Source organism: Bacillota bacterium (assembly GCA_024653485.1).
GTDB lineage: Bacteria > Bacillota > SHA-98 > UBA4971 > UBA4971 > UBA6256.
Genome location: JANLFY010000008.1, coordinates 37710 through 52948 on the forward strand (window position 1 = coordinate 37710; position 15239 = coordinate 52948).

General features: G+C 61.9%; 12 protein-coding genes. 11 read left to right on the forward strand and 1 reads right to left on the reverse strand.

Features of this window, described 5'->3' with window-relative positions:
- Positions 1–23: 23 nt before the first annotated feature.
- Positions 24–467 carry a HutP family protein gene (locus NUW12_07745; protein MCR4402665.1) on the reverse strand — a complete coding sequence of 148 codons (444 nt, stop codon included), beginning with the start codon at positions 465–467 and terminating at the stop codon, positions 24–26.
- Positions 468–1088: 621 nt separating this feature from the next.
- Between NUW12_07745 and NUW12_07750 the strand changes: the two genes are divergently transcribed.
- From NUW12_07750 to NUW12_07800, 11 genes are all read left to right on the forward strand, one after another.
- The gene (locus tag NUW12_07750) at positions 1089–2165 is read left to right on the forward strand and encodes an alcohol dehydrogenase catalytic domain-containing protein (protein MCR4402666.1); all 1077 of its coding nucleotides are present in this window, start codon (positions 1089–1091) and stop codon (positions 2163–2165) included.
- A 476-nt stretch (positions 2166–2641) separates the two neighbouring features.
- Positions 2642–3709 carry a galactitol-1-phosphate 5-dehydrogenase gene (locus NUW12_07755; GenBank protein MCR4402667.1) on the forward strand — a complete coding sequence of 356 codons (1068 nt, stop codon included), beginning with the start codon at positions 2642–2644 and terminating at the stop codon, positions 3707–3709.
- A gap of 32 nt (positions 3710–3741) precedes the next feature.
- Entirely contained in the window at positions 3742–5298 is a 1557-nt protein-coding gene (locus tag NUW12_07760; protein ID MCR4402668.1) for an FGGY-family carbohydrate kinase, read from the forward strand.
- Between the two features lie 178 nt (positions 5299–5476).
- Positions 5477–6436 carry a substrate-binding domain-containing protein gene (locus NUW12_07765; protein ID MCR4402669.1) on the forward strand — a complete coding sequence of 320 codons (960 nt, stop codon included), beginning with the start codon at positions 5477–5479 and terminating at the stop codon, positions 6434–6436.
- 144 nt (positions 6437–6580) lie between these two features.
- Positions 6581–7597, forward strand: a complete 1017-nt coding sequence (locus tag NUW12_07770; protein ID MCR4402670.1) for an ABC transporter permease — start codon at positions 6581–6583, stop codon at positions 7595–7597.
- A gap of 28 nt (positions 7598–7625) precedes the next feature.
- Entirely contained in the window at positions 7626–9125 is a 1500-nt protein-coding gene (locus NUW12_07775; GenBank protein MCR4402671.1) for a sugar ABC transporter ATP-binding protein, read from the forward strand.
- Positions 9122–10156, forward strand: coding sequence for an ABC transporter permease (locus NUW12_07780; GenBank protein ID MCR4402672.1), 1035 nt, complete (start codon positions 9122–9124; stop codon positions 10154–10156). Before NUW12_07775 ends, NUW12_07780 begins: the two co-directional genes overlap by 4 nt.
- Positions 10157–10189: 33 nt before the next feature.
- Positions 10190–11272 carry a sugar-binding transcriptional regulator gene (locus NUW12_07785; GenBank protein ID MCR4402673.1) on the forward strand — a complete coding sequence of 361 codons (1083 nt, stop codon included), beginning with the start codon at positions 10190–10192 and terminating at the stop codon, positions 11270–11272.
- Positions 11269–12216 (forward strand): sugar-binding transcriptional regulator, encoded by a 948-nt coding sequence (locus NUW12_07790; protein ID MCR4402674.1) that lies wholly within the window; start codon positions 11269–11271, stop codon positions 12214–12216. The genes NUW12_07785 and NUW12_07790 overlap by 4 nt, the downstream gene beginning before the upstream one ends.
- 213 nt (positions 12217–12429) lie before the next feature.
- Positions 12430–13410, forward strand: coding sequence for a sugar-binding transcriptional regulator (locus NUW12_07795; GenBank protein ID MCR4402675.1), 981 nt, complete (start codon positions 12430–12432; stop codon positions 13408–13410).
- Between the two features lie 7 nt (positions 13411–13417).
- Positions 13418–15139 (forward strand): acetaldehyde dehydrogenase (acetylating), encoded by a 1722-nt coding sequence (locus NUW12_07800; protein MCR4402676.1) that lies wholly within the window; start codon positions 13418–13420, stop codon positions 15137–15139.
- Positions 15140–15239 lie beyond the last annotated feature (100 nt).

Genomic DNA, 15239 nt, shown 5'->3' on the forward strand with positions numbered 1-15239 from the left:
CGGCGCTCACGGCGCTTTCGTTCTCACTCCGCCGGGATGGCCCTGTGCGCTAAGGCCAGGCCTACGTCGTCCAAGTGCAAGAGTCCGACCTGAAGAAATACCGCCACGGACAGGTGTTCTCCGCGGCGGGCGACGCCCACCTTGCCGCCCACGCTGAAGCCCGCCGCCCTAGGCATGAGCTGAGCGAGTGCTTCGCGCGCCGCGCCTGTTACGGCACCCTCGTGAGGATGAGACGGGGAGATGACGCCCTCTCGCTTGGCCGCCACGAGGATGCTTTCCACAGCGCGCGCGATGGACTGTACGAAGGGCCCGCCGACGTCCACCGCCGCGGTTTTGATTCCGGCTTCGGTGAATGCCCGCTTGAGCTCCCGCTCGTGGTCACGCGATGTGGACATGGCCATCTGCACCGCCGCTCTCGCCACCGCGGCGCTCGGTCGTTCGCAATTTGCGTTCGAATCCGGCTGCATTCCTCGAGCACCACCTCTCGTAGAGACGCGCTAGGAGACGCGCTGGGAGACGCGCCAGCCAGGGGACTGAGCCAGGCGCACCCGGCGCTCTCAGCTCTTTCGCATGACAGACGCGCAGGACAGACGCGGGAAACCCGCGACAGAGGCAGCCGAGGCATCCCCGGCAGGGCGCTTCCTGCCTCGCAGCCGCGCTGCGCCAGCGCCGTGACGCCGTTCAGGAGCATGCCAGCGGCCATGGCCTCACCTGCCCACATTCTATACCAGCTTTCCGAGTCGCGTCAAAGTGACACGTGGCTGGCCCACTGGTCACGGAGTCGAACCTTCGAGAGTGATGGCGTTTGGGGACAAGCTCTCCCTGCTTGCCTGCCCCCTAAGCGCTCATCACGAGAGCGCGCGCTGAGAGGTCGGCAGTCTCCGGGAGGCGCCGTCGTGGGCCCTCGACTTCTGCGCCTACCGAAAGCGCCGTTGCCGCTACACAGCACTTTGCTCATGTGATAGAATCGGTCCTGGAGAAATCCTGGACATGAGCTGGAACCCGCTCGAGTGGGCGCGATAAACCCTGGCCGGCGCCGGGTCGCCGAAGATGCGAGCCGGGCGTTGTGCGGAGGAGTGGATGACCCGATGCTGGCGGCGAGGCTGTACGGACCAAACCAGTTGCGCTTCGAGCAAGTGCCCGTCCCGGAGCTGGAAGAGGGGGAGGCCCTCATACGCATTGCTGCGTGCGGCGTCTGTCCTAGCGATGTCAGGCTCTTCACCGGCAATGCCCGGCTACCCGTAGGCAAGGTGCCGTTCCTTGCGGGACACGAATGGGTCGGAGAAGTGGTCTCCGTCCGAGTGTCCGGCCCAATTCAGTCCGCCATCCGGCCAGGTGCGCGGGTGGCCGCCTGCTGGCTCTCGTCTTGCGGCGAGTGCGAATTCTGCCGCCGTGGCTACCCAAACTACTGTGTGCAAGACAATCGTGCCCGGGTTACCGGCGGGTTCGCCGAGTACGGCAAGGCACCGGTCACGAGTCTCTGGGAGCTCCCGGCTTCCCTTGCGTATGAAGAAGCCGTCTTCGCCGAACCCCTCGCTTGCTGCGTGAACGGGCAAGAGAGGAGTCGCATTGCAGCCCGCGACGAAGTGCTCGTGATAGGCGCCGGCCCTGTCGGGTTGCTCCATGCCCAGTTGGCTCACGTACAGGGTGCGAGAGTCATCGTGTGCGACCTGGCGGCCGAACGCCTAGAGATCGCGCGCGGGCTGGGCATAGAGGAAACGCTTCTCATCGGTGACGTCACGTCGCCGTCCATGGCTTACCGGCTTGCGGCCGAGCGGGTCCGGAAGATGACGGAGGGGAAAGGACCCGACAAGGTCATAGTCGCCACAAACTCGGTGGACGCCGTCAGTTGGGCCTTGGAGGTCATCGCTCCCTGCGGAATCCTCAACGTTTTCGCCGGCCTTTATCCTGAAAGTCACCTGAGCCTTGACCTTAACGCAGTACACTATAAGCAGGTAACCATCACAGGGAGCCACGATTTCAACCACACGCACTTTGATGCGGCCGTGAACCTTATCGTTCGAGGACGTGTCAATGTGAGGAAGTTGATAAGCCACGTGGTTCCACTCGCCGAGCTGGAAGAGGCCTTCCGCATCGTGGCCCAGCGCCGGGGGATGAAGGTCGTAGTGAGCCCGGACCGCTTCGAACCCTCGCGCTCGTTGTGAAGGCAGTACCCCTACGCTAGACTCCTACAGACCCTCGGAAAACAGCCGCAACCTCCCGGCAGTCGGGAGGGATACGCCACCGGCTCCTCATACCTCACGCTAGCGCGATAATGGCGGAACCTGCTCGCGACTCGCGTGCACCCGCCTTTGCTGCACCATCAACACGAGAAACGCAAGGAATCGCGGCCGCAATTGAGTACGTCGCGAACGTGAAAATTCCTATCGGTAGAAAGAAGGAATTTACCACAGGGCGACGAATGATCCAATCACAGCACATCTGTCCAGATCATGTGCACATATGTTCCAGATGCTATCGTGCGGAGTCTGCAGGATGCGCTGGTAGGCTGGCAGACGCGCTGAATTGCGCAGCCCATGAACCCGGTGGCACGGGTTTCGACCGCCGGGCGCAGCGCAGCCGCAACCGTAGCCGCAGCTGCAGCCGCTGCAGGTGGCATACGAGCAAGGAGGACGCAGCATTGGTTCCCAAGAGCATGCTGGCAGCAAGGTTGTACGCTCCAGGTGACATCCGCGTGGAGCGCGTTCTGGTCCCCCAGATTGGGGAGGACGAGGTTCTCATCAAGGTCGTGGCAGCGGGGATATGCGGATCAGACCCGTCAAGGGCCATGGCCACTGGTGCCTATTCGTATCCCATCACTATCGGGCACGAGTTCGCCGGCGAAGTGGCACTGAGAGGCGCGGGCGTGACAAACGTGTCAGAGGGCGATCGCGTCACGGCGATACCTCTCATTCCGTGCGGGTCGTGCATGTACTGCAAGAGCGGCCAGTACAACCTCTGTGATCATTACGATTATATCGGTTCCAGGACCGACGGAGCGTTCGCTGAGTACGTGAAGACCAGAGCCGAGAACGTGCTCAGGCTTCCTGACACGGTGGATTTCGAGACTGCGGCTACAACGGATCCCGCGGCTGTCGCTCTGCATTCTGTGAGGAAAGCCGGGGTTTCCGTCGGGGACACCGTTGCGGTGCTGGGGACGGGACCGATCGGGCTCTTCACGGTTCAGTGGGCCAAGATAGCGGGTGCAGTCATGGTGTTGGCCGTCGACGTCTACGACGAGAAACTCCAGATCGCCCGGGAGCTCGGAGCAGACTTGTGCGTCAACGCCAGGAATGAAGACCCTGTCGAGGTCGTGAACCGGGTGACGAAGGGACGGGGCATCAACCGGGTCATAGAGACTGCGGGCGTGCCCCAGACGCAACGCCAGGGGTGTCTGATCGCCTCGAAACTGGGATCGGTGGTTTTCTGCGGCATATCCCACGCAGGTCTCGACCTTTCTGAAGTGGCCGTCGACAGGGTGATGCGCCGTGAGATCTCGGTGATCGGGTCGTGGAACTCGGGCGATGTGACCGTGCCGCACGAAGATGACTGGAGGACCACTCTGCACTTCATGGGCGAGGGGAGACTGGTTGCGGCGCCCTTTATAACCCATCGAGAACCGCTGTCCAACGTGCCCAAGCTGTTCGACGACATCTGGAATCGCCACGTGGTCCACGGAAAAGTCCTGTTCCTGCCGCAACTAGCGTAGTCTCCCGAGGCTTTGCAGGGGGTGCCCAAGACATGGCCCGAGGCCTCTACTATCTGGGAATAGACGCTGGGACTCAGAGCCTAAGGGCGGGGCTGTTCGATGACCGCGGACGCGCTGCTGCGCTGGAGAGCGAAGAGTACCCGCTCTATCAGGAAAGACCTGGCTGGGCTGAGCAAGATCCGGATGACTGGTGGCAGGCCGCCAAGAAGGCGGTTCGGCGCTGCCTGCGATCAGCGGAAGTGAGCCCCGATCAAGTTCGCGGCGTCTCAGTCGACGGGACTTCGTCGACTGTTGTCTTCCTGGATGCGTCGGGCAGGCCCCTCCGGCGCGCGATACTCTGGATGGACTCTCGGAATCCAGATCAAGCTGCGACCATCACTGCCACCGGGCACCCTCGACTGAGGTACGTGGGTGGGCAGGAATCACCTGAGTGGATGATGGCGAAAGCCCTTTGGGTCAAAGAAAACGAATCTGAAACCTGGCGCCAGGCCGCGCGGGTGATGGAGCAGACCGACTGGCTCATTCTCAGGCTCACCGGTGAGTACACGGCGTCCCGCTGTAACGCCACGTGCAAATGGCATTATTCGCTTCCTGACGGCGGTTTCGATGAGAGTCTGCTTGCCGCTTCCGGGCTGCTTGAGCTTCGGGATATGTGGCCTCAGCGAGTGCTGCCGATCGGCGCTCTCGCGGGAGAGCTGACCTCTCAGGCAGCCGAAGAACTCGGCCTTGAGCCCGGCACTCCCGTCGCGGAAGGCGGCATAGATGCGCACATAGGAATGATAGGTCTCGACGGTCTGGAACCCGGCAGGTTATCGGTGATTCTCGGGACTTCCAACGTTCACCTCACCAACAGCGAGCAGCCCGTGTTCCACCGTGGGATATGGGGCCCGTATCCCGGCGCCATGCTGGAGGGACTTTGGCTAATCGAGGGCGGACAGATTTCGTCCGGTTCCATAGTGCGGTGGTTCCGCGACGTGTTCATGACGAGCGGTGCCTGTGCGGGCGCGGCGTCAACCTCAGATCCCTATGAGACCATGAACCGCGAAGCTGCCGAAGTGCCTCCTGGGTGCGAGGGGCTGGTAGTGCTCGATCATTGGCAGGGAAACAGAACACCGTTGCGGGATCCGCTCTCACGAGGGGTCATTCTGGGGCTTTCGCTAAAGCACGGGCGTGGGCACCTGATTCGAGCGATCTTCGAAGCGTGCGCCTTCGGAACCAGGCAAGTCCTGGAAACATTCCGAGAGGCCGGCGTTGAGGTCCATGAGTTGAGGGCGTGCGGCGGCGCGACCAAGAGCCGGTTGTGGCTTCAGATATACGCGGACGTATGTGGCGTGCCGGTCGTCCTGACGAAGGTGAGAGAGGCCTCCGTGCTCGGCTCCGCGATCGTTGGAGCTTTTGGCGCGGGCAGATATAGCTCAATTGAGAAAGCAGCAGCATCAATGGTTGAGGTCCATGAAGTCGTGCAACCTGACACAGGCGTAGCGGACGTATACGACTTCTACTACAAGAGGTACCTCCAGACGTACGAGGCGAACCGAGACATACTTCATTCCCTGGCCGCCAGAGCTCTCTCAAAGGCAGGTGGCTGAAACCACGGAGGCCTCTCCTCGCAGGTCGGAGCGCATTTCCGGACGATGGGGGTTTCCAACTGGGATTGCTCTAGGGGAGGTGGTGATACGGGGACGCAAAGCGCAGGATTCGTGAGGAGATGACCGTCAACTACCTCGGAACATCTCAAGTACTCATGGACAAGGGGAGGCAGAAAACATGCTGAAGAGACTCACCTTTGGTAAGTGTGTGGTAGTTGGAATGGTCCTGGTGCTCTTGTTGGCGTCTCTCGGCGCGAGCGTGGGTGCTCAGAAGCAGTACCGCTACACGATCGGGTTCTCTCAGGTGGTCATGAACTGCCCCTACTATCTCGCACTCTATCAGGGCGCGGTTGATACCGCCGAGCGTCTCGGAGTGAAGCTGATCTGGCTCAACGCCGACAACATCGTTGCGCGCCAGATCGCAGACATGGAGGACCTGATCACAAAGAAGGTCAACGGAATAATAGTGAACCCCGTAACCCCGACCGCGCTCGACTCGGCTGTCAAGAAGGCGCTAGCGGCGAAGATCCCGATAATCTGCGCTGACAGGGAGCTTGCAGAAGGCCACGTCGGCTACGTGGGAATCGATCAATGGAAAGCCGGAGAGCTTGCGGGCGAGCTCATAGGCAAGACCCTGAACGGCAAGGGCAAGGTCGTGGAGATCGCGGGCGACCCGGGAGACTCGGCAGGCAAGGGTCGTGGCGGCGGGATGCACGCTGTGCTTTCGCAGAAATACCCCGGGATCAAGATCGTGGGCCCCTACATCGCTCACTACAACACAGCCGAAGGCATGGCGAGAATGGAAGAAGCGCTCGCCGCACATCCCGACGTGAACCTCGTCTACGCGCATAACGACGCCATGGCTCTCGGGGCCTTGAAGACCCTCCGGGCCGCTGGAAGGAAAGACGTCTACGTCGTGGGCATCGACGGGCAGCGCCAGGCGTACGAGGAGATCATGAAGGGCGGTCAGTACATCGGAACCGTTATCAACAACTCATACGAGATAGCAACAAAGGCAGTAGAGATGATGGTAGACCACCTAGACGGCAAGTCGCATGCTCCTCGCGTCATCACCGGCACGATTCTCGTTACCAAGGAGAACGTCCAGAAGTACTACAATCCTGACAGCATCTTCTAAGAAAGCCCCGGAGGCCGGTGCGGCGCTGCTTCACCACAGCGCCGCACCGGCCGGCTGCCGGATTACCTCGGTCTTGTGGCCGGATGAAACGGAGTCAGAAGCATGGAGCACTGGCAAGCAGTACAAAGGCAAGGGCAAGTCGGGATGAGCAGACGGGAGCGCATCGGCGAGCGGGTCCACGCATTCTGGGGCGCTTACAAACTGCATATCGTGTTCGCAGTGCTCGTGGGCATATCGGGATTCATGTCACCGCAGTTCTTCTCTGTCGAGAACGTGATGAACTTGCTGCTCAGGTCGAGTTTCGTGGGTCTCGTCAGCCTGGGGATGACGTTCGTGATTCTCACCGGCGGGATCGACCTCTCGGTGGGCGCCGTGTTCGCCTTCGCAGGAGTCCTGCTTGCTACCGTGCAGCACGGCTATCTCTTCAGGTTCATGCCCGAGCTGACAGCGGGCTTCGAGCAGTCCGGCGAGCTGGCGCCCATAATGCCGTTCGCGTTCGCCTTCCTCCTTACGGTCGGCTTGGGCGCTCTGTTGGGATTCCTGAACGGAGTCCTCGTGACGAAGGCAAAGATGCCTCCATTCGTAGTTACGCTTGGAACGATGGTCGCGATTCGTGGCCTCGCGTTCACGTATACGGCAGGGTTTCCAATCCCCGGTGTGACATCGGAGGTTGAGTGGATAGGCGCAGGCCAGCTGGGCGCTCTGCCTGTACCGGTCCTCATCTGGGGTATGGCCTCGGTTGCTTGCATATTCGTCCTCGGCCGCACCGTCTTTGGGAAGAAGGTGTACGCCGTCGGCGGCAACGAACGCGCGTCGTGGCTGTCCGGCATAGACAGCGACAGGATCAAGATCACGGTCTACACGATAAGCGGTGTCCTCGCCGCGCTTGCGGGGATTCTGATGCTCGGCAGGATGGGCGCGGCTGAGCCCCGGGAAGGCGCCGGAATGGAGGCCGACGCCATCGCGGCAGCGATCATCGGAGGAACGGCGTTGACAGGCGGCCGGGGGAGCATCGTGGGGACTCTCATAGGCGCGCTGATCCTTGGTCTAATCTCAAACTTCCTCAATCTCATGGAAGTGCCGCCCTATCCGCAACAAGTGGCCAAAGGTCTCATAATCATCGCGGCGGTGCTGATGCAGGGCAGCGCTCGGCAGCGATGAGCGCTGACTCGTCTTGGTGGTGATTGAGTTGGCTGACGAATTCGTGCTGCGTATGGAGCACGTGTCGAAATCGTTCCCTGGTGTCAGGGCTCTGCACGACGTTTCTCTGGCGGTGCGTCGGGGCGAGATCCACTGTCTGGTGGGTCAGAATGGCGCGGGGAAGTCGACGCTCATGAAGATCTTGGGCGGAGCCTACCGCATGGACGCAGGGCACATACTCCTTGACGGGGAGAAGGTGTTCTTTCCTAATCCCCACGCGGCCTTGAAGGCAGGCATATCCGTCCTGTATCAGGAACTAGCTTTGAACCCGTGTCTGAGCGCGGCCGAGAACATCTTCCTCGGGCGTGAGATCAAGACCCGGCTTGGCGTCGTGAACATCAGGGGACAGCAGCAGGAAGCGGAACGCCTGATCAAGCCCTTCGGGGTCGAGATAGACGTCCGAGTGCCGGCGGATCAGCTCAGCATCGCTCAGCAGCAGATAGTAGCCATCGGGAAGGCTCTCTCCTTCAAGGCGAAAGTCATCGTGTTGGACGAACCGTCCGCTGTCTTGACAGTGGAGGAGCTCGGCAGGCTGTTCAACACAATGCGGGAGCTCCGTGAGGACGGAGTGGGCATCATATACATCTCGCACCGGCTGGAAGAGATCTTCGAAATAGGCGACCGAGTCACCGTCCTGAGAGACGGCGAGGTCGTGGGCACGTTCGACGTATCGGCTGTGAACGAGTCCGACCTGGTCAGGATGATGACCGGCAGGGAAGTGGTCAAGACCGGCGGCCGGCTTCGTTCGGAGACAGGCAGGCCGATGCTGGAGGTCGAGAACCTTTCGCGCCGCGGAGTGCTCCGCGATGTGAGCTTCCAGCTGCGTGCCGGTGAGATCGTCGGCGTGTTTGGACTTGTTGGGGCCGGCAGGACAGAACTCGCGCACGCTCTGGTCGGCGCGGCGAGGCCGGATTCCGGGCGGATCGTCGTCGATGGCGTGGAGGTAACGCCGGCCTCTCCACAACACGCATTAAGGATCGGTATAGGCTTGGTACCCGAAGACAGGAAGAGACACGGCCTCGTGCTCGGCATGAACGTCGCCGACAACTCGACGCTCGCAATCTGGGATAGGCTGGCGCGTCTGGGGATAGTGGACAGACGCTCCCTCATCGCGAGCGCCCAGGAGTCCGTGGACGAACTCAGGATCAAGACGCCGTCTCTTTGGGCGTTCGTGCAGAACCTGAGCGGGGGGAATCAGCAGAAAGTCGTGCTTGCCAAGTGGCTTGCCACGGCTTGCAAAGTGCTGATTCTTGACGAGCCGACGAGAGGGGTAGACGTGGGAGCGAAAGCGGAGATCCACGAGTTGATCAGGGCAATAGCGGACAAAGGCAAGGCACTCATCGTGATATCGTCGGAGCTACCTGAGATAATGTCGCTAAGCGACAGGCTCTTCGTCATGCGCAAGGGGAGCATCGCCGGAGAATTCCTGCCCGCGCAGACCACGCAGGAAGATGTGCTTGCCTGCGCCATGGGGGTGAAGGTGGCGTGAGTGGAGCAAAGCGGCAACAAGTCGTGACCGCGCCGGCGGCCGGCGCAGGGCTGCGCGGGTCGAGCACCTGGATCGGTGGGTTGAGGCGCAACAGCGTATACCTCATGTTCGTGGTCTTGGTAATCATCAGTGCGCAAGTCTCACCGGCGTTTCTGACTTGGACCAACATCGCCAACCTCCTTCGCCAAGCGAGCTACATCGGCCTCGTGAGCATTGGCATGACCTTCGTAATCATCTCCGGGGGCATCGACCTTTCGGTTGGCTCGACAGTTGCGGTGTCAGGAGTGTTACTCGCTTACTTGTTCCACTGGGGCGGCTACAAAGGGTACGTGGTAACGCTCTCGCCTGCCATGCCGACGCCGTTCATCGTCCTCTCCGCGCTTGCTGTAGGCGGACTTGTGGGGCTCTTGAACGGAATTCTCATAGCGAAGGCACAGATACCTGCCTTTGTGGCGACGCTGGCGACCATGGTGTCTGTCAGAGGCATCGCATACATGCTCGCCGGGGGGCGTACCATCTTCGGGCTCGGCGAATCGCTTTCGGTGTTGGGATTCGGGAACGTGGGTCCGCTTCCCGTTCCGGTGATCATATGGCTGGGTTGCGTGCTGGCATCAGGGATAGTGCTGAAGAGGACTGTCTTCGGACGCTGGGTGTATGCTGTAGGTGGAGACGAAGACTCGGCGAGATTGTCGGGGATCAACTGTGATCGTCAGAAGGTACTCATGTATGTGGTGGCCGGCGTGTTCGCGGCGCTTGCAGGTATGCTCATGGCTTGCCGGATCGACCAGGGAGAACCGCGGCAGGGCGAGCTTTTCGAATTGGACGCCATCGCTGCGGTGGTCATCGGAGGCACGAGCCTCTCAGGGGGCCGGGGTGGTGTGGGCGGCACCGCGATCGGGGTGCTCGTTCTCACGCTCATCACAAATGTACTGAACCTCGTGGGTGTTCATCCTTTTCCGCAGCAAATCGTGAAAGGAACAATTATCCTTGGTGGCGTATTCCTACAGCACTGGCTCGCCTCGCGGAACTAGAATGCAGCTGGCGTCCGCGGGAGCGCAGATTCTGTGTCCGGCGGTGCACACATTGTGGGCGACCTTGAACACATCCGCGGCCTTGTGCGAGTGGCGAAGCTGTACCATGAAGAAGGCCTCTCTGAACAGGAGATAGCTCGGCTCGTCGGGACATCCCGTTCAACTGTCTCGCGTATGCTGACGGAGGCCAAGAGGAGAGGAATCGTCCGAATATCATTCGCCAAAGAGAACCGGACGATCACTGAGAACGAGAATGAACTGAGGGAGAGGTTCAGACTCAAAGACGTCGTCACAGTCCCTGCGCTCGGAGACGGGTCGGAGGGACGACTGAAGGAGCGTCTTGGGGCTGCTGCCGCGGCCTACGTCTCCGAGATGCTCCAGCCCGGACAGCTTCTGGGCATATCCTGGGGGACCACTCTGTTTGAGGTGGCTCTGAAACTGCGGCCTCACAGGGTGCCGGGCACTCGCGTAGTGCAGTTGAACGGAAGCGTGGGGCAAGGGCGAGTTTCCTACCTGGGAGCGCGGGTCCTGGAGATCATCGCCGCAAAGCTGGGTGCCCAGGCGTTTTCGTTTCCTGCCCCTGCTATCGTTGGAGACCCGGCATTCTGCGAGGCTTTGGTGCGGGAGCCTTCGATCGCCGAAGCCCTCGAAGCTGCCAGGAAATGCGACGTAGCCGTGTTCACCGTGGGAATCGTGGATCCGTCGTGCGTGCTGGTGGAGACCGGCTACCTGACGGCTGACGACATCAGGGGCTTGCGTGCCCGAGGGGCTGTCGGGGACATATGTTCTCGGTTCTTCGACGGTTGCGGACAGATATGCGACCCGGACCTCGACAGGCGAACCCTAGGCCTGCACCTGTCCGATCTTGCGTCGATCCCCATCAAGATCCTTGTCGCCGGAGGGCAACGGAAGGCGGCAGGCATACTGGGCGCCTTGCGCGCTGGCTACGCGGAGGTCTTGATAACGGACGAGACTACGGCCAGCGAGGTCGCAGCCATGGCGAGGGGGGCTGCTTCAGTGCGGCCGAACGCGACGGACGCCGCCGACACGGTCGCTGTACACGCGCGTACGACTCTGGGCAATCGATCTCGTTGCGGTGGAGGAGTTGCTTCGTGAGCATCGTCGACGATGACGCGCTTTGCGCAAAGGCCGCGAGGCTCTACTATGAAGATGACTTGACTCAGGCGGAGATCGCTCGGATGATGGGGGTATCCCGACCGGTAGTGTCGCGGTGCATATCTAGGGCCCGCGCCAGGGGCATCGTCCGTGTGGAAGTGTTCGATCCAGAAGAGGATTGCCGAGAGAGAGCCGAAGTCATCAAGCAAGCCTTTGGGCTCAAGAGCGTGTTGATCGTTCCTCACTTCGGGTACAACGAAGAGCAGGCCAAGGGGGCCGTCAGCTCGGTTGCAGCATCCTATCTCGACGGCATCGTCCGCGACGGCAGCGTAATCGCTGTTTCGTGGGGCACGACCATGTACGAGGTGGCGAAGCGCCTTGTTCCGCGACGGCTGTCGGGGGTCAGGGTGGTGCAGCTGAATGGGAACGCGAGGGCCAGCCGGACTCACGAGAACGCCGCGACGATATTGATGAACTTCGGCCAGGCGTACTCCGCGGAGTCGTACTCGCTGCCGGTCCCCGCGGTCACGCGCAGCAGGGCCCTGTCTGCGCAGCTTCTCGCCGACCCCACCATAAGGTTCACCATCGACCTGGCCAGGCAGGCTGACATCGCCATTTTCAGCATAGGCTTCCCCGACGCGCGCTCAATCCTGGTGGAAGCTGGGTACGTCACCGTCCAGGAGATAGCGGGGCTCGTTGCCCGTGGCGCGGTGGGCGACGTGTGCTCGAGGTACTTCGGCATGAATGGCGAAGTCATCGATCCCGACCTCGACGCGCGGACGATAGGGATCGGCCTGGACGATCTCCGGAGGAAAGAGCATTCCATCGGGGTCGCTGCGGGCGCCCACAAGGCGAGAGGAATTGTGGGTGCAGCCAGGGGCGGGTATGTGAACACGCTCATCATAGACGAACTCGCAGCCCTCGAGATGATGCGCCTCGTCTGAGAGCCTCTCGAGTCCTGCTTCACGAACCATCCCTCCGGCACGGTCGGCCCGGGGTGGATTGAGGAACGCAGAAAAGTCCCAGGAAACTGAGGTCGCATTGGAGGATTTCCGGGGGAGACGGCGAATATCCGGACATGAGCACAGATGTGCGCGTGCGAGCACGCATGTGCGGCGGCTGGGCCGACGCCGGAGGCAACGCCCGGGAGTGAGGGCATGGGTACTACCGCGGACCGAAAAGACGCCGAGCTCCTGGTGGAGATCGCGCGAATGTACTACGAATACGGTCTCGACCAGCAAGAGATCGCAGAGAGGGTGGGCCTATCGCGCAGCCGCGTCTCCAGAATGCTGACGAGGGCGAGAGAGGCAGGCATCGTGCAGGTCACCATAGTTGACCCTTTCAGGGAGGAGTCGCTGCTTGCCCAGGAGCTCCAGGACAGGTACGAACTGAAGAGGGTCGTCGTGTGCCCCATCCCGCGGTCGAGTCAGGCTCCCCTGGCTTGGCACCTGGCGCAGGCAGCGGCCAGATTGCTGAGAGAGATCGTCCGCGACGGCTCCGTCGTCGGCGTCTGCGGCGGAACGACGATGCTTGAAGTGGCGCGGGCGCTGCGTCCGCTGAGGCGAAAGGACGTGAGCGTCGTCCAGCTCGAGGGGACGCTGTCTGGGAAGGGCGAGGCGCTGATCCACGGCAACGAAATCGCACTCTTGTTTGCAAGGGCGTTTGGGGCCACGCCCTTCTTTCTGAGCGTGCCCGCGATCGTCGCCCACGAACGGGTGAGGGAGGCGCTCCTGAGCGACCGTAACGTTGCCAAGGTCCTCGATATGGGTAAGCTCGCCTCCATCGCGGTCTTTTCCATCGGGCGTCCCGATAGGTCCTCTCTGCTCGTTCAGGCTGGCTACTTTTCGGCGGAGGAGATGGACTCGCTCGTGGCCGCGGGGGCTGTCGGAGATCTCTGCTCCCGCTTCTTCGCAGAGGACGGATCCGTCTGCGACGACTCGCTGAACAGGAGGACGATCGGGCTGGAGCTCCAGGACTTCACTCGGAAGGATTTCGCGGTGGCGGTCGCGGGCGGCCCACAGAAGGTCGCGGGGATTCGAGGAGCTCTGCGCGGCGGGTTCGCAAACGTGCTCGTCACTGACGAAGCGACGGCCAGACAATTGTTGGACGAAGACGCACTTGCTGGAAAGGCGAGGTGAGACGGGAATGGCGCTTGACGCAGACCTTGAGTCGATTCAAGAGGCGCGGGATGCGGTGCGTCGTGCCACCGAGGCCCGAGCGAGGCTGGCGTCGTTCTCACAGGAACAGGTCGACCGGATCGTGGCAAAGATGGCGGAGGCCGGGCGGGCGAACGCGCGCGCCCTCGCGAAGGCGGCGGTCGAAGAGACGGGTTTCGGGGTGTATGAAGACAAGGTCACGAAGAACCTCTTCGCGAGCGAACGCGTTTATGAGGCCATCCGAGGTCTGAGGACCGTCGGCGTCATCCGGTGCGACCGGTCGCGCAGGGTTGCCGAGATAGCCGAGCCGGTGGGCGTGATAGTGGCCCTCGTGCCGTCCACCAATCCCACGTCCACGGTAATATACAAGAGCCTGATAAGTCTCAAGGCCCGAAACCCCGTCGTCTTCAGCCCACATCCTTCTGCGTGCAGGTGCAGTTGCCAGGCGGCGCAGGTGATGGCTGACGCGGCGGCCGCCGCTGGAGCGCCGAGGGGGGCGATCCAGTGCCTGGTTCATCCGACCAAACAAGCCACGGATGAACTCATGCGCCATCCTGACACAGCCCTCATACTCGCTACCGGCGGATCGGCCATGGTGAAGGCGGCGTACAGCGCGGGCAAGCCCGCGTACGGCGTGGGACCAGGCAACGTGCCGGCGTTCATCGAGCGCACGGCCGACATCAAGAGGGCCGTGCAGGATATCCTCTCGAGCAAGACGTTTGACAACGGCACGATCTGCGCGTCCGAGCAAGCGATAGTGACTGAGTCGGTCATCGAGGACAAGGTCGTGGGGGAGGTCAAAGCTCAAGGAGGGTACTTCCTGAACGACGCGGAGGTCGTGGCGATCTCGAAGACCGTGGTGACGTCTGGGGGCAACATCAACCCGTCCATCGTGGGAAGGAGCGCTGAAACCATCGCCAAAATGGCCGGCATCTCCGTGCCGGCCGGAACTCGCGTGCTCGTTGCGCGTCTTTCGGGAGTCGGTCCACAGTATCCGCTCTCGAAGGAGAAGCTCAGTCCCGTGCTTGCCTTCTACGTGGAGCCTGACTGGCAGGCGGCCTGCGAACGATGCATCCAGATTCTGGAGTTCGGAGGCATCGGCCACACACTGGTCATTCACTCGCGAAATCCCGTCGTCATCAGGGAGTTCGCCATGAAGAAGCCCGTTTTCAGGATCCTGGTCAATACCCCTTCATCGCAGGGAGCCATCGGAGCTACAACGGGCCTGGACCCCGCGCTGACCCTCGGTTGTGGAACGTGGGGAGGCAGCATAACCGCGGACAATGTCGGACCTTTGCACCTGGTCAACGTGAAACGCGTGGCGTACGGTCTCGACTTCGACGGTGCCGAACAGCTGTACGAGGGGATGCTGGAAGGGGCCGCGGGGGCGGACGTCACCTGCACGCTTCCCGGCATGATCGCTCGCCCGGGGAACACATCGCGTCGGGCGAGTGTGGAAGAGCTCGGGTCGGATGCGCCTGATACGCGGCCAGGATCCAGCCGGCGCGGCCTCGTTCCCGCCATCGTCGGCCCGGCGGCCGCGGCCGACAAACCGGTGACGGGTCTCTTCCCGATCATCGCGAGAGGAGGGTCGGGCAAGGAATCGGCTTCCGTCGGGCAACCTCATCAGACCAGGCTAGTCACGGATGAGGATATCCGGGCGGTTGTCGACAAGTTCTTGTCCGAGATGGGTCGTGGGAGGGGCGGCTGACGCGGCGTAGATGTCGCGTAGATGTCGATCGTGACGTGGCGACCTCGGGGCGGCTTGAGACCTGGGTCGGCGCGGCGGCGGAGGATAGACGGAGTCAGGG

Excerpts from the sequence above, each read along its gene's own strand:
- NUW12_07765 (MCR4402669.1), top strand. The coding sequence starts at position 5,477 with ATGCTGAAGAGACTCACCTTTGGTAAGTGTGTGGTAGTTGGAATGGTC.
- NUW12_07800 (MCR4402676.1), top strand. The coding sequence starts at position 13,418 with ATGGCGCTTGACGCAGACCTTGAGTCGATTCAAGAGGCGCGGGATGCG.
- NUW12_07745 (MCR4402665.1), bottom strand. The coding sequence starts at position 467 with ATGCAGCCGGATTCGAACGCAAATTGCGAACGACCGAGCGCCGCGGTG.
- NUW12_07770 (MCR4402670.1), top strand. The coding sequence starts at position 6,581 with ATGAGCAGACGGGAGCGCATCGGCGAGCGGGTCCACGCATTCTGGGGC.
- NUW12_07750 (MCR4402666.1), top strand. The coding sequence starts at position 1,089 with ATGCTGGCGGCGAGGCTGTACGGACCAAACCAGTTGCGCTTCGAGCAA.
- NUW12_07760 (MCR4402668.1), top strand. The coding sequence starts at position 3,742 with ATGGCCCGAGGCCTCTACTATCTGGGAATAGACGCTGGGACTCAGAGC.
- NUW12_07795 (MCR4402675.1), top strand. The coding sequence starts at position 12,430 with ATGGGTACTACCGCGGACCGAAAAGACGCCGAGCTCCTGGTGGAGATC.